The organism is Paenibacillus sp. FSL H3-0321 (assembly GCF_038002865.1).
Taxonomy (GTDB): domain Bacteria; phylum Bacillota; class Bacilli; order Paenibacillales; family Paenibacillaceae; genus Paenibacillus_AQ.
The window spans coordinates 4,283,037-4,306,071 of record NZ_JBBODH010000001.1; the positions used below are offsets into that span (position 1 = coordinate 4,283,037).

Annotated in this window: 26 protein-coding genes, 1 tRNA gene and 2 riboswitches; of the genes, 15 read left to right on the forward strand and 12 right to left on the reverse strand. The window is 48.9% G+C overall.

Translation table 11 applies throughout. From position 1 onward, the window contains the following. The first annotated feature begins 31 nt into the window (after window positions 1-31). The 10 genes from MHI45_RS19055 (at window position 32) to MHI45_RS19100 (ending at window position 7,546) form a co-directional block, all read left to right on the forward strand. Complete coding sequence (locus tag MHI45_RS19055; protein ID WP_076114072.1) at window positions 32-1,423, forward strand: D-alanyl-D-alanine carboxypeptidase family protein; 1,392 nt, start codon at window positions 32-34, stop codon at window positions 1,421-1,423. A 103-nt stretch (window positions 1,424-1,526) separates the two neighbouring features. Further along, complete coding sequence (gene pdxS, locus MHI45_RS19060; protein WP_218642550.1) at window positions 1,527-2,411, forward strand: pyridoxal 5'-phosphate synthase lyase subunit PdxS; 885 nt, start codon at window positions 1,527-1,529, stop codon at window positions 2,409-2,411. Between the two features lie 19 nt (window positions 2,412-2,430). Continuing rightward, window positions 2,431-3,015: a pyridoxal 5'-phosphate synthase glutaminase subunit PdxT gene (pdxT, locus tag MHI45_RS19065; RefSeq protein WP_038584475.1), complete on the forward strand. Its 585-nt coding sequence runs from the start codon at window positions 2,431-2,433 to the stop codon at window positions 3,013-3,015. A gap of 86 nt (window positions 3,016-3,101) precedes the next feature. Continuing rightward, window positions 3,102-4,388, forward strand: a complete 1,287-nt coding sequence (gene serS, locus MHI45_RS19070; RefSeq protein WP_076114073.1) for a serine--tRNA ligase — start codon at window positions 3,102-3,104, stop codon at window positions 4,386-4,388. Between the two features lie 67 nt (window positions 4,389-4,455). Further along, window positions 4,456-4,544, forward strand: a tRNA-Ser gene (locus MHI45_RS19075). Between the two features lie 221 nt (window positions 4,545-4,765). Beyond that, on the forward strand, window positions 4,766-5,104 hold the full coding sequence (locus tag MHI45_RS19080) for an ArsR/SmtB family transcription factor (RefSeq protein WP_341119297.1): 339 nt from the start codon (window positions 4,766-4,768) through the stop codon (window positions 5,102-5,104). 81 nt (window positions 5,105-5,185) lie between these two features. Next, window positions 5,186-5,704 carry an SRPBCC domain-containing protein gene (locus MHI45_RS19085; RefSeq protein ID WP_341119298.1) on the forward strand — a complete coding sequence of 173 codons (519 nt, stop codon included), beginning with the start codon at window positions 5,186-5,188 and terminating at the stop codon, window positions 5,702-5,704. A 142-nt stretch (window positions 5,705-5,846) separates the two neighbouring features. Beyond that, entirely contained in the window at window positions 5,847-6,188 is a 342-nt protein-coding gene (locus tag MHI45_RS19090) for a hypothetical protein (protein WP_341119299.1), read from the forward strand. A 13-nt stretch (window positions 6,189-6,201) separates the two neighbouring features. Beyond that, window positions 6,202-6,351, forward strand: coding sequence for a small acid-soluble spore protein P (locus tag MHI45_RS19095; protein WP_038584486.1), 150 nt, complete (start codon window positions 6,202-6,204; stop codon window positions 6,349-6,351). Window positions 6,352-6,454: 103 nt separating this feature from the next. Continuing rightward, the gene (locus MHI45_RS19100; protein WP_038584489.1) at window positions 6,455-7,546 is read left to right on the forward strand and encodes a hypothetical protein; all 1,092 of its coding nucleotides are present in this window, start codon (window positions 6,455-6,457) and stop codon (window positions 7,544-7,546) included. 91 nt (window positions 7,547-7,637) lie between these two features. Here the strand turns inward: MHI45_RS19100 and MHI45_RS19105 are convergent, their stop codons facing one another. Together MHI45_RS19105 and tadA are read right to left on the reverse strand one after the other, a co-directional pair. Then, window positions 7,638-8,222: a GNAT family N-acetyltransferase gene (locus tag MHI45_RS19105; protein ID WP_341119300.1), complete on the reverse strand. Its 585-nt coding sequence runs from the start codon at window positions 8,220-8,222 to the stop codon at window positions 7,638-7,640. 30 nt (window positions 8,223-8,252) lie between these two features. Beyond that, on the reverse strand, window positions 8,253-8,756 hold the full coding sequence (gene tadA, locus MHI45_RS19110; protein WP_256718266.1) for a tRNA adenosine(34) deaminase TadA: 504 nt from the start codon (window positions 8,754-8,756) through the stop codon (window positions 8,253-8,255). 320 nt (window positions 8,757-9,076) lie between these two features. Between tadA and MHI45_RS19115 the strand changes: the two genes are divergently transcribed. Together MHI45_RS19115 and rluF are read left to right on the forward strand one after the other, a co-directional pair. Continuing rightward, a complete protein-coding gene (locus MHI45_RS19115; protein ID WP_341119301.1) occupies window positions 9,077-11,404 on the forward strand; it encodes an ATP-binding protein in 2,328 nt (775 codons plus the stop codon). After that, a complete protein-coding gene (gene rluF / locus MHI45_RS19120) occupies window positions 11,394-12,095 on the forward strand; it encodes a 23S rRNA pseudouridine(2604) synthase RluF (protein WP_038584496.1) in 702 nt (233 codons plus the stop codon). The genes MHI45_RS19115 and rluF overlap by 11 nt, the downstream gene beginning before the upstream one ends. Window positions 12,096-12,186: 91 nt before the next feature. On the opposite strand, the gene motB is transcribed toward rluF, so the two are convergent. After that, window positions 12,187-13,002 (reverse strand): flagellar motor protein MotB, encoded by an 816-nt coding sequence (gene motB, locus MHI45_RS19125; protein ID WP_341119302.1) that lies wholly within the window; start codon window positions 13,000-13,002, stop codon window positions 12,187-12,189. Beyond that, window positions 12,986-13,786 (reverse strand): flagellar motor stator protein MotA, encoded by an 801-nt coding sequence (gene motA / locus MHI45_RS19130; RefSeq protein WP_341119303.1) that lies wholly within the window; start codon window positions 13,784-13,786, stop codon window positions 12,986-12,988. The genes motB and motA overlap by 17 nt, the downstream gene beginning before the upstream one ends. Before the next feature lie 204 nt (window positions 13,787-13,990). Here motA and MHI45_RS19135 point away from each other — a divergent pair, with 204 nt between their 5' ends. Continuing rightward, window positions 13,991-14,284: a hypothetical protein gene (locus tag MHI45_RS19135; RefSeq protein WP_038584505.1), complete on the forward strand. Its 294-nt coding sequence runs from the start codon at window positions 13,991-13,993 to the stop codon at window positions 14,282-14,284. Between the two features lie 235 nt (window positions 14,285-14,519). Continuing rightward, entirely contained in the window at window positions 14,520-14,807 is a 288-nt protein-coding gene (locus tag MHI45_RS19140) for a 4a-hydroxytetrahydrobiopterin dehydratase (protein WP_038584508.1), read from the forward strand. A 103-nt stretch (window positions 14,808-14,910) separates the two neighbouring features. Here MHI45_RS19140 and MHI45_RS19145 read toward each other — a convergent pair whose 3' ends face one another. The 6 genes from MHI45_RS19145 to MHI45_RS19170 form a co-directional block, all read right to left on the reverse strand. Further along, window positions 14,911-15,267, reverse strand: a complete 357-nt coding sequence (locus MHI45_RS19145) for a c-type cytochrome (protein WP_038598290.1) — start codon at window positions 15,265-15,267, stop codon at window positions 14,911-14,913. A gap of 106 nt (window positions 15,268-15,373) precedes the next feature. Continuing rightward, window positions 15,374-15,880, reverse strand: coding sequence for a GNAT family N-acetyltransferase (locus tag MHI45_RS19150; RefSeq protein ID WP_341119304.1), 507 nt, complete (start codon window positions 15,878-15,880; stop codon window positions 15,374-15,376). A 260-nt stretch (window positions 15,881-16,140) separates the two neighbouring features. Next, a complete protein-coding gene (locus tag MHI45_RS19155; RefSeq protein ID WP_038584516.1) occupies window positions 16,141-16,632 on the reverse strand; it encodes a C40 family peptidase in 492 nt (163 codons plus the stop codon). A gap of 5 nt (window positions 16,633-16,637) precedes the next feature. Beyond that, a riboswitch (cyclic di-AMP (ydaO/yuaA leader) is annotated at window positions 16,638-16,780 on the reverse strand. A 385-nt stretch (window positions 16,781-17,165) separates the two neighbouring features. Next, complete coding sequence (locus tag MHI45_RS19160) at window positions 17,166-17,594, reverse strand: C40 family peptidase (RefSeq protein ID WP_052092407.1); 429 nt, start codon at window positions 17,592-17,594, stop codon at window positions 17,166-17,168. 57 nt (window positions 17,595-17,651) lie between these two features. Continuing rightward, a riboswitch (cyclic di-AMP (ydaO/yuaA leader) is annotated at window positions 17,652-17,790 on the reverse strand. A gap of 220 nt (window positions 17,791-18,010) precedes the next feature. Then, window positions 18,011-18,841: a hypothetical protein gene (locus tag MHI45_RS19165; RefSeq protein ID WP_038584522.1), complete on the reverse strand. Its 831-nt coding sequence runs from the start codon at window positions 18,839-18,841 to the stop codon at window positions 18,011-18,013. Between the two features lie 11 nt (window positions 18,842-18,852). Further along, a complete protein-coding gene (locus tag MHI45_RS19170) occupies window positions 18,853-20,880 on the reverse strand; it encodes a M1 family metallopeptidase (protein WP_341119305.1) in 2,028 nt (675 codons plus the stop codon). Between the two features lie 105 nt (window positions 20,881-20,985). Here MHI45_RS19170 and MHI45_RS19175 point away from each other — a divergent pair, with 105 nt between their 5' ends. Beyond that, complete coding sequence (locus MHI45_RS19175; RefSeq protein WP_038584525.1) at window positions 20,986-21,492, forward strand: YwhD family protein; 507 nt, start codon at window positions 20,986-20,988, stop codon at window positions 21,490-21,492. Window positions 21,493-21,607: 115 nt separating this feature from the next. Here the strand turns inward: MHI45_RS19175 and MHI45_RS19180 are convergent, their stop codons facing one another. Next, complete coding sequence (locus MHI45_RS19180; protein WP_038584528.1) at window positions 21,608-22,078, reverse strand: AbrB/MazE/SpoVT family DNA-binding domain-containing protein; 471 nt, start codon at window positions 22,076-22,078, stop codon at window positions 21,608-21,610. A 217-nt stretch (window positions 22,079-22,295) separates the two neighbouring features. Further along, window positions 22,296-22,976, reverse strand: a complete 681-nt coding sequence (locus MHI45_RS19185) for a DNA-3-methyladenine glycosylase (protein WP_341119306.1) — start codon at window positions 22,974-22,976, stop codon at window positions 22,296-22,298. Window positions 22,977-23,035: the final 59 nt, after the last annotated feature.

Consider the following 23,035-nt stretch of genomic DNA (forward strand, 5'->3'; position numbering starts at 1 on the left):
GATATGAGGATCAAAAGGAGAGTAGTAATCATTGAAGCACAAGCGAAAATTTAGCAGTAAACAATTTGTGATTAAGACAGCGACAGTAGGTCTGCTTTTAAATATGTTAGCTTCTCCAGTACATTCGGTGTTCGCTGATGAAGTGAAGACACCGGCAACGACAGAAAAGGGTACTGCCGCCGGTACTACTGCGGCGAAAGCTGCAGTCAAGATTCCAAATATAGAATCACTGAAGCTCGAAGTGGATTCGGCAGTGTTGATCGAACCCACTACAGGCGAGGTGCTTTTGTCCCTGAATGCCGATAAGCCTCTACCTCCGGCAAGCATGACAAAGATGATGACCGAATATCTGGTTGCAGATGCCGTGAAGAATGGCCAGATTTCCTGGGATCAGAAAGTAGTTGTTCAGGAAAATGCCTCCAAGCAGATCGGCTCGCGTATTTTTTTGGCTGAAGGCGATGAACATACGGTAAGAGAGCTATACATAGCAATGGCCGTTGGTTCTGCTAATGATGCCACCGTAGCGTTGGCTGAGCTTGTTTCGTCATCCGAGCAGGAATTTGTAGCTCTAATGAATGAAACTGCAAAGAAGATGGGAATGAAGACGGCTTACTTTATCAATTCTACCGGTCTTGACCGTGCCGATATGCCGGCTAAGTTTCAGCCCAAAGTCGATCGTGAAACCGTAATGTCAGCCATGGACGCAGCGATTCTTGCCAAATATATCGTCACGGACCACCCTGATTTCACAGAATTCACAACCATTCAGTCTTACAAGTTCCGTCAACGGGATGACAAACCGATGGTTAACTACAACTGGATGCTGGAAGCGAACAAGGATATCGCCAACTTTAAGGCATACGCTTATCCCGGCCTTGACGGGCTGAAGACCGGACATACCAACAATGCCGGCAACTGTTTCACCGGTACGGCTGTTCGCGACGGTATGCGGTTGATCAGTGTCGTTATGGGCGCCAACTCGGAAGCACACCGTTTCACAGAAACCAAAAAAGTACTTGATTTTGGCTTCAATAATTTCGAAATCAAACAGGTAGTGGCCCCTAAAGCCGTCATTGCCGGCAATGAAACAGTGCCCGTGCAAAAAGGCAAAAACAAAGATGTGTCCATCGTTACCGATGCCGGAGTTACTTTTATCGTGCCTAAAGGAACGGTTGCACCACAGATTAACACAACGGTTACCGTTAATGATGCAGCAACACTGGTAGCCCCGATTACCAATGCTTCCAAAGTGGGCAAGGTTACTTACTCCTACAAGGTTGAAGGAATGTCTCAGGTTCAGGAGAAGACGGTCAATCTAATTACCGCAGAGGAAGCGGAGAAGGCTGGCTGGTTCAAGCTGCTGATGAGAGCAATAGGCGAATTTTTCAGCGATTTGTTTACAGGAATTAAGAACCTGTTCTAGGGCGGTAATGTCTGGTGCAGTGGATAATCCGAGTAAATAGGTTGTATATATAGCCGCCTTGCGGTAAAGTGGCAAGTTAGATAAGATCAATCGGGAGGCTTGAATCATGGAAACTGGAACATCGCGAGTTAAAAGAGGCATGGCAGAAATGCAAAAAGGCGGCGTCATTATGGACGTCATGAATGCAGAGCAAGCGAAAATTGCCGAGGCTGCGGGTGCAGTAGCTGTAATGGCTCTGGAACGCGTACCTTCTGATATCCGCGCAGCAGGCGGTGTAGCCCGGATGGCTGATCCTACAATCGTAGAAGAGGTTATCAAAGTGGTGAGCATTCCCGTTATGGCCAAAGCCCGTATCGGTCATTATGTAGAAGCGAAGGTTCTTGAATCTCTGGGCGTAGATTATTTGGATGAAAGCGAAGTGCTCACGCCTGCCGATGAAGTATTCCATATCAACAAACGTGAGTTTACAGTTCCTTTTGTCTGCGGAGCGAAAGATCTGGGTGAAGCGCTGCGACGTATTAATGAAGGAGCTTCGATGATCCGCACCAAGGGTGAACCGGGAACGGGCAACATTGTTGAAGCCGTGCGCCATATGCGTGTTATCAACAGCCAGATCCGCAAGGTAACCAACTTGTCCAAAGACGAGCTTTTTCACGAAGCTAAGACTTTAGGTGTTCCTTACGAGCTGCTGCTTGAAGTTCACGAGCTCGGCAAGCTGCCGGTTGTTAACTTTGCCGCAGGCGGTGTAGCTACTCCGGCTGATGCAGCCTTGATGATGCATCTGGGTGCGGATGGCGTATTCGTCGGTTCCGGTATATTCAAATCGGACAACCCCGAGAAATTCGCCCGGGCGATTGTAGAGGCAACTACTCACTTCACTGACTATAAACTGATCGCTGAAGTATCCAAAAACCTTGGCACGCCAATGAAGGGGATTGATATCGCAACTCTGACCCCGGCTGAACGTATGTCGGAGCGCGGCCGTTAATAGAGAGAAGGTTGTCCGGATGAAAATAGGAGTGCTGGCGCTTCAAGGCGCCGTAACAGAACATATTGTCAGTATAGAAAAAGCCGGGGCTGAGGGCCTGCCCATCAAGCGTGTAGAGCAGCTGGCTGAGGTCCAGGGGCTCATTATACCTGGTGGAGAGAGCACCACGATAGGCAAGCTGATGCGCAAGTATGGCTTCATTGAAGCGATACGCGATTTTGCAGGCTTGGGCAAGCCTATTTTTGGAACATGTGCCGGCATGATTGTACTGGCGAAGAGAATCGCCGGCGGTGAGCCCGGACATCTCGAACTGATGGACATTACCGTTGCCCGGAATGCCTTTGGCCGCCAGCGGGAAAGTTTTGAATGTGATCTGGAGGTTAAAGGGATAAATGAGCCGGTGCGTGCCGTCTTTATCCGCGCTCCTCTTATTAATGAAACGGGTCCGAATGTGGATGTGCTCACGGTTTACAATGATGAGATTGTAACTGCGCGTGAAGGCAATCTGCTGGTCTCCTCCTTTCATCCGGAACTGACAGAAGATTACCGGCTGCACCAGTATTTTGCCGATATGGTAGAGGCAAGTCTGGCAGCCAAACAATAGAACTGCATATAAGAACATTCTGACTCTTTCAGTGCTGCAAAACAGCAATTTGAAAGAGTTTAGGCTGTTTTCAGGAGGGAAACTTTGTGCTAGATGTAAAAGTATTGCGCAGTGATTACGCAAAGGTAGAAGATGCGCTTAACAAACGCGGTAAATCGCTCGATTTGATCGCCGGATTTCCGCAGCTGGATCTGCGCCGCCGTGAGCTGCTGCAAGAGACAGAGGGTTTGAAGAACCGCCGGAACATTGTTTCCGGTGATGTTGCCAAGAAGAAGAAAAACGGCGAGCCGGCTGATGATTTAATTGCAGAGATGCGGACCGTTTCTGACCGCATTAAAGAACTCGATGATGAAGTGCGTGTTCTGGAGACTCAGATTGACGAACTGACGATGAGTATCCCGAACATTCCGCATGAATCTGTACCAGTAGGCAAATCCGAGGAAGAGAATGTTGAATTGCGCCGCTGGTCGCAGCCAAGAGAATTCGGATTCACTCCAAAATCACATTGGGAGCTGGCACAGCAGCTGGATATCATTGATTTTGAAGCTGCTGCTAAGGTAACCGGCTCCAGATTTGTTTTCTATAAGGGACTTGGAGCTCGTCTTGAACGTGCCCTGATTAACTTTATGATGGACCTTCACAGTGGAGAGCATAATTATGAAGAGATGCTGCCGCCGTATATCGTCAACAAGGATAGCTTATATGGTACAGGCCAGCTTCCGAAGTTTGAAGAGGATCTGTTCAAGCTGCGGGATACCGAGTACTACTTAATTCCTACGGCTGAAGTCCCAGTGACGAATTACTATCGTGAGGAGATTTTGACAGCGGCAGACCTACCCAAATATCATGTCGCTTACAGCTCCTGTTTCCGTTCTGAAGCAGGGTCGGCAGGACGTGATACCCGCGGACTTATCCGCCAGCACCAGTTCAACAAGGTGGAGCTGGTGAAGCTCACCACCCCTGAGACCTCGTATGAGGAGCTTGAGAAGATGACAGCGGATGCGGAGCGTGTACTGCAGCTTCTGGGGCTGCCATACCGTGTCCTGGGCCTATGCACTGGAGATATGGGCTTTACATCGGCTAAGACTTACGATTTGGAGGTTTGGCTGCCGGAGAGCGGCATGTACCGTGAAATCTCCTCTTGCTCCAATACGGAGGACTTCCAGGCGCGCCGGGCGAATATCCGTTTCCGCAAGGAACCCAAATCCAAGCCGGAGTTTGTTCATACGCTGAATGGCTCTGCACTGGCTGTCGGCCGGACGGTCGCCGCTATTCTGGAGAACTACCAGCAAGAAGATGGCAGCGTCCAGATTCCAGAGGCCCTTCAGCCGTATATGCGTAATGTAAAATGTATTAGTCCTAAAGTTTCTTAATAAAACAGTTGCTTAATGTTTGTATAGTGTGGTACAATTCCTAATGCATGTGAAATTTAGATGCATTGGAGAGGTACCGAAGCGGTCATAACGGGGCGGTCTTGAAAACCGTTAGGGTGCAAGCCCACATGGGTTCGAATCCCATCCTCTCCGCCATTTCCTTTAATTGAATGAATTTACAGATAGAAGCCGCCTTCCTTGGAAGGCGGCTTTTTTGTACAGCAGGTTGAGAAAAATAAGGTTGTGGAATTTAATTTTTTAAATATTCCTTTACAGGAATATTCCCGTGATGGTATATTTATATCGAGCAAGGGAATACAAAAGCCAGACACTTAATGAAGGGTACGTACCTTCACAGCTAAGAATGGATGATGACTATGAATTCGAATGTCATGAGTGCCTTGGCAGAGCCTAACCGCCTGCAGATTGTTGAGCTTTTGCGCGAACGCCCGCTAACTGTAGGGGAAATCGCTGAAAGGCTGCAACTGCGCCAGCCTCAAGCATCCAAACATTTGCGTGTTCTAAGTGAGGCTGGCATCGTGGAGGCCCGGGTGGACGCTAACCGCCGAATCTATAGCCTGCTGCCGGAACCTTTTCAGGAGCTGGAGGATTGGCTGAGGAGCTATCGCCACATCTGGGAGGAACGGTTCGACCGGCTGGATGACTATTTACAGAAAGTACAAGGAAAGCAAGCAGTAGAAGAGCAGCAAGATTGAATAAGTGATGATGGCTAAGCTTTGCGAACGCTGTGGTAGAACTGTCTTAACCCACTAGGAAGATCGAGGAGGAATTTAAAAATGGCAAATGAAATGGTATCCAAGGTAGAGGATAAGGTACTTATTCTGGAACGTGAGTTCAATGCCCCTCGGGAGCTGGTATTTCAGGCGTTTTCGCAAGCAGAGCATCTGAAGCATTGGTGGGGGCCGAGAGGCTGGACGCTGCCGGTATGCCATATGGATTTCCGCGTGGGCGGCGTCTGGCATTATTGTATGAAGTGCGAGGACAAGAACCAGGGTGATTTCTATGGTATGGAATCATGGGGCAAGGGTGTGTACCGTGAGATCGTTGCACCAGAGAAGATCGTGTATGTAGATTATTTCTCCGATGCGGAGGGTAACATTGCAGATAATATGCCTGAGACGCTCGTTACCCTAATCTTCGTCGAAACAGAAGATGGGACTAAAGTCATTAATCGCGCGGAATATGCGACAGCAGAAGCACTGCAGCAGGTGCTGGATATGGGTATGCTGCAGGGCATCACGGATACCTGGGACAGACTGGTTGAGCATTTGGACTCGATCCGGAAGATCGGTTAAAGGATAAAAGTCCTGCATATACGAAGGTCATTCCTCTTAGAAGGAGTGATCTTTTTTTATTCTTATTTATGGAACCTGTTCCAGAGGGAATAAAAATCCTCTTTTCTCCGCAACGTATTAGAGAAGGAGGCTGATAAGAACAATGAACCGACAATTGGAACTGGACCAGCAAAGTCTGGTTACCGCATGGCAGGAGCGTCTGCCTGCACTGATGGAGGATGGAGACAGCTTTAGCGTGCAGGGAGATGCAGCTGACCAGAACAGTCTGCTGATTCATTTCAATGCGGCAGGGCGGCAGGATTATTCTCTTGATTTTCGCTGTACTTATGTCGATAGCCGTGAAGTGGCTGTGAATCTGATTGATGCCGAGCAGAGCGGAAGGCATACCGATGAGCGTACCGATGCCGTACAATTGCTGGCCCAGCAGTATACAAGACAGATTCATGAATGTGCACAAGCGCTACAAGATTTGACTAATCCATAGGGAGGAATTAAAAATGAGCAAGCCTAAAAGTATGCCGGTTCCCGGGGTAGACACCAATCATGAGCCTAGAGGAGAACACCATTCTTCAGCGCCCAAGCCGCTTTCCGGCTCCAAAAAGGTCAAACAGGCTAACCATGTAGATCATCATAATCCGCAGGGATAACACCTTCGGAAAAGAAAGGAGAAATGAACTGTTTCCCCTTTTTGCCAAATGGTTTATCATTAGGAGGGGAAACAATTTTTTTACATGGGAGAGGAGAACAACAATGAACAAAAAATGGGGGTTATCCGCTTCCGCATTGCTGCTTGCAGCTGCAATTATTTTGCCGGGATGCGCGAACAAACAAGAGGCACCAAAAGAGGCCCTGAAATCGGCCGCCGCTAAAGCGACTGCATTGACTTCATATGAAATGAAGAGCAAGCTAGTCATTAACAACCTGACAGTGGAAGCCGGTGAAGGTACAACGGATGCCACGACAGGTATGGTGCTCAGTATGCTGAAGAACGCTGATATTTCCGTGAATGGGGTATACCAGGCGGATCCGATGCAGACAGAAATGACTATGGTACTGAACCTGAAGGGTGATATGGCGATGTCCTTTAACATCCCTATGGTAATGACCGCAGAGAAGATGTACGTCAAAGTACCGTCGATTCCGTTCTTGCCGCTTCCGGAGACAATTGTAGGGAAGTACGTAGAGCTTGACCTGAAGGAACTGGCAGAGCAGGGCGGCACCGAATGGAGCCCGGCTTCAGTAGACACGCAAAAAATGCAAAAGCTCTCCAATGAAGTGGTAAGCACACTGTTGGCCGAGTATGATGAAGAGAAATATTTTACCGACATCAAACCTAAAGATGCAGCATTGCCGGAGGACGTCAAGGCTAAACAAGTGGTTCAGTTCCAGGTGACCAATGACAATGTCAAAGAAGCACTTACAATCCTCGTGAATAATGCACTGCCGAAGATTATTGATATTGTGGGTAAGGAAGAATACAAGACTATGCTGCAAATTGACGAGGCTGATTTAGCCAAAGCCAAAGAAGAACTGCAGTCCAGCGAGACCCGTGCTGAGGTCGACAAAGGATTGGCTGATTTGAACAAGTATCTTACGATCAACCAATTCAAACTCGATACCGCTATCGACAAAGATAGCTTCCCTGTATACCAGAACCTGCTGATGGATATCATCGTCAAAGATCCTGAGCAAGGAACGAACGTCAGCCTGTCATTAACCGGAAGTAACCAATACAGCAAAGTTAATGAGAAGCAGACCTTCACGATTGGCATCCCGCAGGGCGATGATGTAGTTACAATGGAAGAGCTGCAACAGCAGTTCGGTGGAATGGGCACTTATTAATCTAAGCAACATAGAAATCCCGCATGCGTGCGTATTGTTCGCGCTCATGCGGGATTTTTTTGTTCAAATATAAGAATTTATATGCTTCACGCTATAAATTATCCTTCAATTTCTCGCTGAAACGGATAGTATCATCGGCCAGAATAGCGTAGGTGCGGTGGTCCTGCCACTGACCGTTGATTTTAATGAAACGCCGGGCAATTCCTTCTGCCTGAAACCCGTTCTTCTCCAATACACGGCGGGAGCCTTCGTTATGCAGCAGGATACAAGCCTGTACCCGATGCAGCCCAAGAGCATGGAAGGCATACTCCAGGATTAAGCCTACAGCGGCGCTGGTATACCCTTTTCCTTGTACCTCATGGTCAATAAAATACCCGATATCGGCATATTGTCCGACGCCACGTACCACATTGGAAATGGTAACCTGCCCAATTAATTGTCCGTCCAGCAGGAAGATGCCAAACATATAGGCTCTATCCTGACGGGTATCCTCCAAACGCTGGCTAACGAGCTGCTTCTGGCTTTCAAGGGTAAAATAATCATCCTCGCGCAGTGGTTCAAACGGCTGATGCTGTACCTTGTTGCGCAGGCGCAGCTGAAGCAGCTCATCTGCATCCTGGAGCTGCAGCAGGGAGAGATAGATACCTTGAGACGTATTGTACAGTTTAAGAGACATATGATCCTCCTTGGTCATTTCTGCAAATAACTATAGCTTGGACGGCTTCTGGCGCAAGCGGCGAAAAAAGGAAGTCAGCAGATCCGCACACTCCTCCTGCAAGATACCTTGAATGACTTCGGTCCGGTGATTGAACCGCGGTTCCTCCAGGAGATTCATGAGGGTGCCTGCACAGCCGGCTTTAGGGTCTGTTGTGCCATATACCGTGAGAGGGACTCTAGATTGAACCATGGCCCCCGCACACATCGGGCAGGGCTCAAGGGTAACGTAGAGCCGGCAATCAAGCAGCCTCCAGGAGTTCAAAGCTATACTGGCCTCACGAATGGCCACCATTTCAGCATGAGCCGTAGAGTCCATTGTGGTCTCACGCAGATTGTAGCCGCGCCCGATGATTTCGCCATGGCGGACAATTACTGCTCCGATGGGTACCTCGCCGAGTGCCTCTGCTTTGCGGGCTTCCGCAATCGCCTCCCGCATCCAATATTCATGAGCCTCCCGCTCTTCGGGCGGCAGTTCATTAAGTAATATATTCAAGTGCATCTTCCCTTCGTATTCTGTACCTTGTGCAACGAACAAATATTCGTTCTGAACAAATTGTGTATAACTCTGTGGATAACCGCCGACTTATACACAATATTGTACACATCAGAATTTAATAAATTGTTTATATGTGTATAGCCTGTGGATTAACCTTATGTTTTTCTTATCCATTGTAGAGAAACTCCCTATAAAATTCAATGCTTCGCAAAATATGCCCCGTCTCTGAAATGTCTTTTCAAATGGATAGGCAAAAGGTATGATATTCATGAACACTCCGCTAGGATTTACCAGCGGATAAGAGGTGAAAAAGCAGCTTGTCCATAAAAACAAAATTATCGGCTATTATTTTTGGTTCGGTACTGCTGATCCTGGCGCTCAATCTTACACTGAATCTTTACGCGGCCCGGGATAATCTGCGTAATGAAAGTGAAAACAATATGAAGATGACCGCCATGCAGATTGCCGTTTCAGTCGAACAGAGCAGCTATAGCTCGAACTATGTGCAGTATCAGCTGGCCCAGAACCTGCGGATGGCTGCCATTTTAGCCTCTGAAGAGCTTGACCCGGATATCAAGAATGTGAAGAATGAACAGCTGGTGTACCTGGCGGATAAGCTCGGTGTGTCTAATATTTCACTTCTGGTCAAGACTAATGATGATATAGTGGTTGCCAAATCGTCTGATCCTGGTGAGATTGGACTGCCTACCAAAGGAATGGGGTATTGGTACGTCGCATTTCTCGAGCTGTTTGCCGGTCAGAAAGTATCCGTTCAGCAGGGGCAGAGCCTTGAGAATTTCTGGTCCGGACCTTTTGAATATTCGACTTCCAATCCTAAGTTCATTGAAAAGTGGGGATATTATCACGATGCCTCGACTAACTACATCATAGATCCTTACATCCGCAGTACAGCAGTGAGTGATTACGTCAAAATTATGAATCCCGACGAGATCGTTCAGCAGTCCAAAGAGGTCAATCCGGGACTTCTGGAGGTCACAGGAATCAATCCCAAAACCTTTGCCTCTGCAAGCATGATGCCTAATGGTGAAGACCGCGTGAATGAGAAGCTGCGCAGCCGTCCTATTAAATTCGGCACCTATATCTTTGGCAATGTGGAGGAGGATAAGTCGGCGATGATGGCAGCCCTCGGCAAAGGGCAGCCGGTCACGCTGGATACGGAGGCTCTTGGCAAAAGAGTGCTCAAAAGCTTCATTCCGATCAGCCAGCCGGGTGCTGATGATTATGTTGTCTCTGTAGTCATGGACTATTCGGTCATTTCTTCGGTCATCAAAGACCAATTGTTCAATAATATCACTACTTCATTGTTGCTGCTTATCATTTTTTTCGTGTGCAGCTATGTGCTTGCCGGCGTGGTAACCCGTCCGATTCAGGATATTCTGGCCAAGGTCAATGATGTGGCCAAAGGCAAATTTGAGCCGCCGTTAAAGGTGGACAGCCGGGATGAGCTGGGACAGCTGGCCCACAGGATTAATGCGATGACCTCCCATCTTTCCCAGCATACGAACCGGTTAGGGCAGACACTGGAAGAGAACCGGGCGGTTAAAGAACATTTGGAATCGGTGATTAACGGCACCTCCGATGCGATTCATACTGTAGATATGGATGGACGGATCATCAGTACGAACAGAGCATTTGAGGATCTGTACGGCTGGAGTGCCGCAGATGCCCTTGTTAAGCCGCCTTATCTGGTGCCGGCTACGGTGCAGAAACAGGAAGAAGAAAGGCTGAGGGAGCTGAAGAATGGCGCTGTTCTGCCTCCGGTAGAGACTGTAAGGCTGAAGCGGGACGGCTCGATGGTCGAAGTTAGTGTCAGCACCTCGATCATTCGTGACGAAGAGGGACGCCCACAGGCCTTTGTCCACGTATCCCGTGACATGACAGAGCGCAACCGGATCGAAGAGCTGCTGAGACGCTCAGAGAAGCTGACTACGGTGGGACAGCTGGCCGCCGGGGTTGCCCATGAAATCCGTAATCCGCTGACAACGCTACGGGGATTCCTGCAGCTTCAACAAGAAAAGCAGGTACTGGTTCCGCTGCACATTGACTTAATGCTCTCCGAACTGGAACGAATTAATCTTATTGTGAGTGAATTTCTGATTTTGGCCAAGCCGCAGGCAGTTCACTTTCAGCAAAAGGATGTCCGGCACATTCTAAATGATGTAATTTCCCTTCTGAGCAGCCAGGCCCATCTCTTTGGCATAGAGTTTGAGTCACGGTTTGCAGAGCTGCCGGCAACGGTGCATTGCGAGGAGAACCAGCTCAAGCAGGTGTTTATTAATATCGTCAAGAATGCCATTGAAGCCATGCCGGACGGTGGAACCATCACACTGGAGCAGTATATGGATGAAGACTCCGTTGTTATTGTGATCTCTGACGAGGGAGGCGGCATTCCCGATTATATGCTGCCCAAGCTGGGCGAGCCGTTCTATACCAATAAAGAGTCAGGGACGGGACTTGGGCTGATGGTCAGCCAGCGGATTATCCAGGCTCACAAAGGCAGTCTGGAGATTCGCAGTGAATACGGTTGCGGGACGGAGGTTATTATTAAACTGCCCGCACCAGTTGAACCTGCTGCAGAGCAGGGCATGAATAAAGAACGGAGTGAAGACAATCATGAGAATTAATAAATTCATCAGTGAGACAGGCTATTGTTCACGCCGTGAAGCAGACAAGCTGGTGGAAGGCGGCAGGGTTACCATTAACGGTGAGCCGGCCGTACTCGGCAGCCAGGCCGTTCCGGGCGATGAAGTACGGATTGATGGCAAGCCGCTGGAAACGGGAAGCCAGATCGTCTACATTGCGCTTAATAAGCCGGTAGGCATCACATCGACCACGGAAAGCCACATTCAGGGGAATATCGTTGACTTTGTCGGACATCAGGAGCGCATCTTTCCGATCGGCCGGTTGGACAAGGACTCTGAGGGGTTAATTTTGCTTACCAATGATGGAGACATTGTTAACAAGATATTGCGGGCTGAAGGCAAGCATGAGAAGGAATACGTAGTCACTGTAGACCGGCCTGTCACGCCTTCCTTCATTTCCGGGATGTCGAGTGGAGTGAAGATCCTGGGCGGCAGAACGCTGCCCTGTGAAGTGACAAGAATGACAGAGCGGGTATTCCGCATTATCCTGACTGAAGGCAAGAACCGGCAAATACGCCGCATGTGCAGCGCCTTTGGTTATGAGGTCAGAAAGCTGCAGCGCATCCGGGTCATGAATATCCGCCTTGGGACGCTGCAAACCGGAGAGTGGCGTGAGCTGTCGCCTCAGGAGAAGCAAGAGCTCGGGGAAATGCTAAACTATGAGCTGCAGTAGCCAGTAAGAAAGTGCTGCCGAAGAAAGCAAAGAGCTGTTCCAGAAGATCTCCCGCGGGATCTTTGGAACAGCTCTTTTATCTGAGTGCCTATTATTGGTTAGGGAGGGTAACGCCCTTTGGTTCAGTAACTTCTTGATATTTGCGCAGGATAGAAACTTCTACGCGGCGGTTCTTGGCCCGTCCGGCAGTTGTGTCATTTGGGGCGATTGGATGGTATTCCCCGTATCCGATAGGACTGAATTTAACGGGATTCAGATTCGGATTCAGCAGCAGGATTTTCATGAAATGCAGTGCGCGGTCTACGCTGAGGTCCCAGTTAGATGAGTAGCTGCTATTGGAAATTGGAATATTATCCGTATGCCCTTGTACAAGGACGTCATAATCAGGAAATTGCTGCAGCATGTTCGAGATTGATTTGGCAAGCTGGCGGGAATCATCCTTTACGTCAGCCTGTCCTGAAGCAAACAGGGCGTTGTCGCTGATGGTAATCATCAATTGCGATTGATTCAGCTTTGTGCTGAGCAAATCGGTCAGCCCGTTCTTTTCAATATATTGATCAAACTGCTTTTTTAGTTTCTCCAGATCCTCTTGCTCTTTCGCCCGCAGCTTGGCCATGTCGGATTCGCCGGTATTCTTATCAATAACACTGTTCATTTTATCTTGTTTACCCTGATCAAGCTGGGTATTTGTCGGGGCATCGGAACGATATTCCAGAACACCGCCACCACCGCTGAGCGCAGAGCTGAAGGCGTCAGCCATGTCTTCAAATTTCTTGGCGTCTGTAGCACTCATGGCATACATAACGAGGAACAGCGCCACCAGAAGCGTCATCAGGTCGGAATAGGGTAATAGCCAGGATTCATCGGCATGCTCTTCGTGTTCTTCATGTCTAGTCTTTTTGCTCATTTGAGCCGCCTCCCTTTTCGATTAGCTTGACGCGTTCAGAAGGTGTTAGGAAGACGGAAAGCTTCTGATTGATAGCGATTGTCGATACTCCGGATTGAATAGACAGCAGACCCTCTACCATCATCAGCCGGATTTCAATTTCGCGCTTGGAAATTCTTTTGAGCTTGTTGGACATAGGATGCCACATTACATAACCGGTGAAAATACCGAGCAATGTAGCAATAAAGGCTCCGGCAATTGCGTGGGCCAGAACGTCCATATCACTCATATCCGCCAGAGCGGCAATCAGCCCGATAACGGCACCCAATACCCCTAGGGTAGGAGCGTACATCCCCGCTTGTGAGAAGATCAGGGCTCCCGCTTTATGTCGATCTTCTGTAGCATGAATATCTTCCATTAACACATCGCGGACAAATTCCTGGTCGTTGCCGTCGATAATCATCCGCATACCGTTACGGAGGAAGTTATCTTCGATCTCATCGACCTTGGACTCCAGCGCCAACAGACCTTCGCGCCGGGTAATGGAAGCCCATTCCATGAACATTGTAATCAGTTCAGCTTTGCTGACCATCTTTTTCTTAATAAAGAGGATCTTGAACAGCTTGGGTACATTCTTGACCTCCGACATGGGAAAGGCCACAAAGATTGAGGCAGTCGTACCAAGAAAGATAATGACATAAGCTGCCGGATTTTCCAAGCTGGTAAGCGGGGCATGCTTGAGCATCATTCCCCAGACAACTGCGATGAGACCAAATACTAAGCCTAGTAATGTTGAAATTTCCATTTATGCACCTCGTCCATGAGAATTAAGAAGTGATCCGTTCAGACCGCATATTTCATCCTTGAACAGCGGCGGGACACCCTGCACGTAACCAAATCACGTATATTCTTATTTATCGACAGCATTCCGTTTTTTGTGAAGTCATTTTTTCGGCTATAATGATAAGGTAAGTTATTATTCATCTGTGAAGAAAACGGAGTGATACACGTGGGTGTGAAACATGGAAGAGATTACAGCGAGATTCTTAGTGATTTGACAGAAGCAGTCGGACGTATTTCTGATGGGTATGTGTTTTTTGAGATGGAGCCGGATGAATGGCAGGAACTGCCGCAGGAATCCAAGCTGGAGGTATGGGAAGCGCTCGCAGAGGATCTGTTCTACGCGCTGGGCAACGAGCCTGTTATCCAGGTAGGCAGTGGTGTGGTTATCTATGACAAGGAGACGCACCGTATCAATATTTTACTGGGTGAAGAGGATTTGGCCTCGGTTGTACTCGTTTAGAGCAGCAGAACAGCAGAGTAACGGGAGGACGGTTTGCCCCCTGTCTGCGGCCCGTGGTAAAATTGTAGATGCCGAGTACTATTTGCCGGGATCTTAGAATACATTAAACCGAAAAAAAGCCTTCATCCTGGTGCATCCCTTGGACTTTACCGAAGCTGAGGGATGTTTTGTTTAAAGGATATGGGGAGCTGGGCTGTACGGACTTTATGGCTAACTTAGTAAGGGAGGAAACAAATTGCATTTTACGGAGGAAGAGCTGCGTGAGCAGGTAAGTAAGCTGGAGGGCTGGAAGCTGGAGCCGAATATGATGGTGCGCAAATATATGTTTAATGAATATATGAAGGGTATCGCCTTTGTGGATGAGGTGGCCGCGATCTCGGAAGCCTTCGATCATCATCCGCATATTACAATTGATTACAAAACGGTAATTCTGCGCTTGTCCGCAAAAGAAGAGAGCGGGCTTGCCGCGCTAGAGTTCCGCCAGGCGCATGAATTTAACGAAGCTTTCGATAAAACGCGTTAGGCGCAGGAGAAACCGACCTATCATAGGAATGGATATAAAAATGCCCGTGCAAGGATGCTCTGAATATCCTTTGTACGGGCATTCTGTATTTTTAAGGTCAGGTTTATTTCTTCTCTGCAAGCCACATGGCAACATTCGCGATCTCTTCGGGAGCAAGCTTATCCTTGAAAGACGGCATTTGGCCGCGTCCCTTCGTAACAATGGTGTAGATTTCTTCTGCGTTATGCTGGCCGCCTTCCTGCTGCAGACTAGGGCCTAGACCGCCCTGTAGCTGATCACCGTGGCAGGTAATGCAGCTTGCCTGTACAATCGCTTCGGCGCTTGCGGCATCCAGTGTGACTTGCGGCATCGTCGGGTTATTTTCTTCGGCGACCTCTGCTTTGCCGGGTAATGTGAACAAGAGCACTACCGCAAAGGCACAGGCTGCGAAAAACAAACCGCCCATGATCCATTTCTGCATCTTCATCCGTCCCCTCCATGTAAGCTGCTTCCTACATTATATAGGATGGTTAAGCGTTATCATAGCATTTGTGTCAAAAAAGTGGACGATTTCAACACAAAAATTTTCAATTTAATGGAACGTTATGTTGTTTATCATAGACCATGCAATAAAATGGCTTATTTCCGGTTGGAGTAAGGCGTTCATAAGTATCCGTGATCGTGAAGCCGCATTTTTGGTATGTTCGGATCGCCCGCTGGTTCCAGGTCAATACTTCCAAATCAATTTCCCGCTCGGGATAACGCTTCAGCGCGGCCTGAACGATGGCTTCCATGAAAATGTGGCCAAGACCGTGTCCGCAAAGTTCGGGGCGCATTCCAATACCCAGCCTGACGACACCCTCCATCGGAAACAACTGCGCAAAGCCGCAAAGGATGCCTTGCTCGTTGACCACGGAAACATACTGGTCTCTGCGTAGCTCTGGATCGCCAAATTCAATGCCAAGCGCCTCCATTTGGGACCAAGGCATCCATTCGTAAATATTATAAGGCGCTTTGTAATTCCATGCGGCGATATCTTCGGCATGGCTGATCTCCATGGGAACTACATGGAATGTAACGGGGGAGCTAATCATAAGGCCACCGGCCTCCTTTCATGGGGAGCAACAGCACTAGCTATACCTAATTATATCCATAACTGGCCTGATTCGACTCAGAAATTTTCTGAAAGGCGGAAACTTGACAAAGTGGTAAAAATATTTTATAAAATGGAGGAAATTTGGGGGAGATTTATGTTTGGCGGATATTGAGAGGGGTAAGTAATTTTATAGACAAAAAAACAGGCCCCCTCCAGATTTCGGCAAAAATCATGGAAGAGTGCCCGTTTTACGACAACTTATTGTACGTCATCATTGTCTTGGGAATCAGAAGTAACGGATTGGTAAGCATCTGTACTCATGATCCGTTTGGCGCCAACGTAGCGGTTGACGTAGTAGCTGTCACTCATCGTGCTGATGGTTACACCACGGGAGGATGAAGCATGTGCGAATTTGCCTTCACCGACATAAATGCCGACGTGGGATACACCTTTACCGCTTGTATTATAAAATACAAGATCTCCCGCTCTCAGATCATCCCGGGAAATGGCAGTACCCATTTGGTATTGGGAACCGGATTGGTGTGGCAAATTGATACCGATCTTATCAAAAACGTACATTGTAAATCCGGAGCAATCAAAGCCGTTGGTCGATACACCGCCGGATACGTATTTACTTCCGATGGTCTTGTCGATGACTTTATCCATTTTGGAATCCGCGAAAGCGCTTCCTGCTCCGATGGTAAGCATAATGGAAAAGCTAAGTACTGCTGCTGCTAACTTCTTCTTCAAAAGTGAATACCCCTTCCAAATGCCTACGAGGTTAGCTTAAGGGTTCGGTTGAAGGTCCCCTATGACCCCTCTGTGAATAGGAGGTCAATTCACCCAAAATCGGTTCCCCCGTTTCCCTAATGGTTAGGGAACTCGGCATGACTGTTGATTAGGATTAGCTTGTTAACCAATACATGACAAAACCTTTGTAAAACCCGATTCAATAATTACAAAAATGTTACTAAAAACTCACTGCGATAATTGTAACAAAGACTTCGCCAGTTGGCAATCACTTAAAACATATTAATGCATAATATTTACGCTTTTTAAGAGTTATCTTTGCTAAAAAGGTCTTATATTTACGCGCTGAGTAAGCTTTAACTTAGATTTGTTGGGATTTTTAGTAAAAAGGTGTTTCACAGACCTCAAATACGTGTAAAAGGTAGAATAAGGAAGACAAAAAGGAAAAACCCGGAAATGATTACGGCAATAATCAGTTTCCGGATCTCTATAAGTTACAATTATTTATTGGAGGATGAAATTCCTGAGGGATGTCAATCGTAAGCGATAGCTTTGTAAGCTGTTGTGCTCATTACTCGTTTGGCTCCAACGTAGCGGTTGGCCCAGTAGGATTGACTCATTGAACTGATAGTTACACCACGGGATGAAGAGGATTGGGCGAATTTTCCGTTGCCGACATAAATGCCGACATGGGAGACTCCATTGCCAAGGGTATTGAAGAATACCAGGTCGCCGGAACGGAGGTTATTCCGTGATACGGCGGTTCCAACGCTGAATTGTGCTTTGGAAGTGCGGGGCAAGGTAAGGCCAACATTCTTAAATACATATTTGGTGAATCCAGAACAATCAAAGCCGGCAGTGCTTATGCCTCCGGTTTTATACGTCGTTCCCAGTGTTTTTGTAATAACCGTATCCATTCTGGAGTCGGCGAAAGCGCTCCCTGCTCCAAGCGTGAACACCATCACCAGCCCTAATGCTGCTGCGGTGCATTTCTTCTTAAAATTATGACTTTTCAAAAGATGTACTCCTTCCAAGGCCTGCGAGGTTAGCTTAAGGATTCGGTAGAAGGTTCCCCTATGACCCCTCTAAAGCGAGATCAATTCACCCAAAATATGGTTCCCCCACTTCCCGGTGCCGGGAATTTGGCGTTTTATGCACCGAAACAGTGACGTATCGACAAGGTTAAATGCTTAAAGGCACATTCATTTACTTCAAATTAGTTTCAAAAGATTACAAAGTTGTTACTACTGGTACAGGCATCATTGTACCAGAGGATTTACAGTTTTGCAAATACCCTAAATCACGTTGTAACCAAAAGAAGAGTCCCGCCCTTTATCTGGGGCAGTGACTCTTCTATTATGCCAAGGGACTGGCGTAATTATTGTGGAAATGTTTTGCTGCACCAAAGGTGATACTGCCCCGCTATGCTCCACATTTTGAACAGCGTTGAGGGAAGCGGTGAAAATTGCCGGAACAGCAGTGCGGGCAGGCCTGGACAGAAAAGTGCGGTCACTCCGGAGAGCAGCAGCAGAAGCAGGCCGCCGGCGCCGAACAGTGCAGATATACAGGTGGAAGGGAGGATTACCCTTAGGCCAACCAGCAAGGAAGAGAACATGCCTGTTCCTCCGGTGAAGCCAAACTGCATGTACAGCAGCAGAATGCGGATCAGGTAGAAGTACAGGAGCCAGGCCAGAACATAAGGAACCAGTCTCAGCAGCAGGGTATAATCGAGAATACCGCTGAGGAGAAGCCCGTACATTTTGGGGAGAAGCCAATACAGCGGTGCTGCGGCCAGAAGCCATTCCGCTAGACTGAACAGCAGTACGGGGAGTCCGTAAAGCTTCATTCCGGGAAAAAAGAACATTCCCCGCTCCCCTTTGCGCTCCTGGTGCAGCTCATGCAGCAGCCCTGCACGGATAAAGGGGGAGCATAGCAGCCGTAGCGCTGAGAGGGCCAGCAGCAGCCAGAGCCAGCGCAGCACCCCGGGGTCTGTGCCCAATGCAGTCTGTCCTTCGATATAATACAGCAATCTGCCTATTCCGCTGCCGCCGGCGTGTGTATCGGGATAACGGAGCAGCACCGGGATGAGGGCTGACCTGACGAATCTGTACAGGAAATAGCCCCAAAGCAGCCGATAGATAAAAAGCAGAATCAGAATATAAAATTGCTCTTTCATGCTGTACCAGCCGCGGGTTATCGATCTTTTCACAATCCTTCACCTCACCAGACAAGAGTTCCGAGCAGGGTTTCAAGCAGCTTCGTTGCACTAAGCGTCCAGCGGGAGAGCGTCTTTCGCTCCAGCTCCGCCAGTCTAAAATTGTTGAGATGCTTACTCTCCAGCAGAATGGAGTGCTCCGGATCAATCTCTGCGGACAAAAGAGGCGCTTTGTAGGCTAGCTGAAAGGTGGTTTCCTTCTCTGTTCCATTCCAAAACTGCTGGACGGTATAGCCATCCAGGAAGGTGAACTTTATCGGGACGTCACCATACTGATTTCCTTTATTGCTGACCGCTACTGAGCTTTCGTAACGGGCATTATCATCGCCGCCCTCTTTTTTAGGGTCAGAGATTTTAATATGATCAATCGAAAAATCCGGAGAACCGCCGCTGTATACATATTGGTCGAAGTAGGCTTGCCAGGATTTTTTGGTCACCTTCTCCACGATTTTCTGGAAGTCAGCGGTAGAAGGATGCCGGAAGCGGAACTTACGGGTATAGGCCGCCATTAGGGTATCCATCGTCTTGGTTCCGACCTGCTGTTCGATATCCTTCAGCACCAGCTTGCCGCGGATGTACACATTTCTGGCATAGGAATCGGCAGGAGTGTATTTCCAGGTTTCCAGGTCAAGCGGCTGGGAGGATGTCACCAGGCTGGCCTGCAGGACATGATTGGATGATACCCCATACTCCTGCTCCATCAGCCTGTCTTCGGCGTAGGAAGTGAAGCTTTCGTCCAGCCAGGCCTCCTCGAATTCATTGCTGGCTAACATCCCGTAGAAATATTGATGGCCGATCTCATGAATGACCGTGCGCTCCAGAGAGGTTCCTGGAGAAGCCTCAGCTGCGCCAAAAGCAGTAACCAGTGTGGGATATTCCATCCCGCCGGCGCCGTTGCCCTCTTTGGGAGGTACGACGATGGATAATGTAGAGTAAGGATAAGGTCCGTACCATTTGCTGAAGTTGGTCAGGGCGGCCTTCGCTGCCTGGAAATAACGCTCCTGCAGATGTTTATGCAGCGGGTCCAGATAAAGCTTGATTCTCACGCCCGGTACATGGTCTGTAGAGAAGGCCTCCTCGGCTACCACAAAGTCCGGAGAAGCGGCCCAGGCGAAATCATGTACATCATCCGCATAAAATTGGTACACCTTCTGATCCTGCTTCAGCTTGGCGCTCTTGACCGGGAACCCGCTTGCGCCAACGATATAATTGGGGGGGACGGAGATGGTTACATTGTAGATACCGAAATCGCTGTAAAATTCGGATGTTCCGTGATATTGGTGCAGATTCCAGCCTTCCTCTTGTACACCCCGGGTACCGGCAGGTTCATAGACGCTCAGTTTGGGAAACCATTGCCCGGCCATCACGAAATTGCCGGCGGAACCCATGCGGGCGAATATTTTGGGCAGCTTAACTTCAAACTGGACCTTAAGCGTTACGCTTTCCCCTCCGTTAACCGGCTGCGGGAGATGCACCTTTACGAGTGTCTTGTCATTGACATTGCCATCATCAGGCTGCACGTATTGCAGCCGCTGCATGAGCGAGACTCCCTCCGTAGTCCGGAGATCGGTCAGGGTCATGCTGCCAAATCCGTTCGCCGGCATGGCATCACCCCGGAGTTCGCCTCCAGATTCTTTCATAAACGTAGTATCCTCAGAAGCAAATGCGTTTGGATAAAGATGAAAGTAGAGTTCTTGTACCGGTTTTAGGCCCGGGTGAGTCCAGGTCACCGTCTCTGAGGCTCTTAGAGAGGTGGTGTCCGGCAGCAGCTGCACGTCGATATGATACTCCACTACCCGCTGGCTTAACGCCTTCGAGACCGGAAGGGGAGTGCTCTCGGGAAGAACGGGCTGCACGGCTTTGGGCTTAGGCAGGGCAGCGGGGGACTTGGCCTCTTTTTGAACAGCAGCAGTTAGAACGGCAGGGCTGTGCTCTGCACCATACCCTGAAAGGACCCCTATTCCCCCTCCCAGCAGAGTGAGGGCGGACAGGGCCGCAAAGACGATAATGTACCTTAATGACAGTGGCTTCATAACTGTGATTCCTCCCGTGACAAGCATCTACGGGATGTATATGTTTGCATTCGCCGCATTATTAGCTAAAATTAAATTATTAGTGAAAGGAAAGGATGTGCACTTGTGGATAACGTACAACCGGAGGGCAAGAAACAGATTGCCTTAAATATTGTGAATGCCAAGAGCAAACATAAAGGCTTCGGCGCAGGCTCCATTGATTTGAACAATGTATCGCCCGTTATTATTGACGGCGGTGAAGCAGTTATCGATATCGGTGCCATGCATGCCAAGAGTAAGGTAGAGAAGGGGATTAAGTTCTCCATGAACCGCGAGGATGTGCCGGCGGGCAGACAGGTCTGGGTTGTCTGGGTAGCTGTAGACCGTACGGCGGAGGGCCAGTTCTACGGGGGCATTACCGCTTGCGAGATGTGGATTGATACAGAGGCACGGCGCGGCTGGAAAATTCTTGCCGATCATGTGAACAAGCTGGATGCTGCTCTGAAGCGGAAGATCATTCTGGAGGGGCTCGGTACAGTGGAAAGAGCGGCGCTTAAATCACTGCTGATTTCTCATAATGAAGCTTGGTGGAATGCCTCTCCGGAAGAGCTGAAAGCGGCACTGTCGGAATAGGAGATGTCCCCTGCAACATACTTTGTTTCAAGCTAAAAGGCTTGGCCCTCCCGAAACGGGAAAGGCCAAGCCTTTTGAATGCTCATGAGGGATGAATCAAGATGTTTGTGTTCATTTATCTGCCTGCTGCATTGATCTTGCGCTTTAGCTGGCTGACTCTGGCCTGGCTGATGCCAAGAACCTCGGCAAGCTCCTTCTGGTTGGCATACGGATGGTCCGCGATGGCCTTCTCGAGACGCTGGCTCATTTCCTCTGTCTTTGTTCTCCGGCCGCCACGCAGTAATGCAGTGTTGTCTTCAACAGGACTTACCGGTTGCTCTGCCGCATCGGAAACAAGCCCGGGATCTCCCAGCTCTTTGAGGCAGCTGTTGCAAATAAACTGATCTTTAAAGTAAGTTACATGATCAAGGCTTCTGCAAAAAGTGCATTCTGTAGAGGTGTACTTTCTGAGCACAATAATCTCTTCATTCAGAATGAAGAACTCGATAGGATCTCCAATGTCAATATTACGTGTCATGCGGATTTCTACGGGAACCACAATTCTACCAAGACTGTCTAAACTCCGGATCATGCCTGTATCTTTCATCTCATGTCCCTCATTTGCATCTTTATATTTTTGTGTGGATATCTATGATTATAACAGTAATTGTAAGTTAAGAGAACGGGGGAAGCGCATACATTTATAGGAATTTGGCGAATAAAGGGATGAAAAACCTCTGCCTGCGGAGGTCCGCTAGCAGAGGCTGATTAGGGTTCATTATTTTTTACCCAATTCCGGGATACCGAAACAGGCAGGGAAATCTTTAAACTCTGAAAGAGCTGGCCTGCTTATCATTTACCGAAACGTAAGGATTGTTCCTGAGATAGAAACGCCAGGGCAGCTCCGCATATTCTTCAGCATAGGGAATATTGATGCGGGGAGCCTGTACAATATCAAGAGCTTCGGGGCTTGCGCCCTGCTCCAGCCAGAGCGGCCCGCCCGGTACGTCCAGGCGGATTTCATTCAGGCTTTTGTCGATCCGCAGCGCCCGGCAGAGCTTGCCCGGACCGCCCGACAGGTCGGACGGCTTCTTGATGCCTATGCCCCGGTAAGATGCCATCCGCTCCGCATCGGCGGGAGTGAGCGGCTCCACCGCGCGGATTAATACCGCATGCGGATTGTCTTGCGCGGCGGTTACCACATTGAGGCAGTGGTACATACCATATATGAGATATACATAGGCGGTGCCTCCGGAGCTGAACATTACTTCGGTTCTGGCGGTGCGGCGGCCGCCATAAGCATGGCTGCCTTTGTCTTCGGCGCCTCCGTAGCTTTCCGTTTCCACGATGCGGCAGCGTATATCCCCGTCTTCCGTGCGCCGGACCAGGTGCTGGCCAAGAAGAAGCGGCGCGGCCCTAAGCGCTGTATGCGCATAGATCTCCGGGGACAGAAGTGGAGAAGAAGGGAACGCTTCCCTGCCGCTGGCAGCGTTATTCGCATTCATAGATTGATGGCACCTCTCCCTGGCGAAGCAGGGCTTAAAGCCTGTGCTTCTGCCGTTCA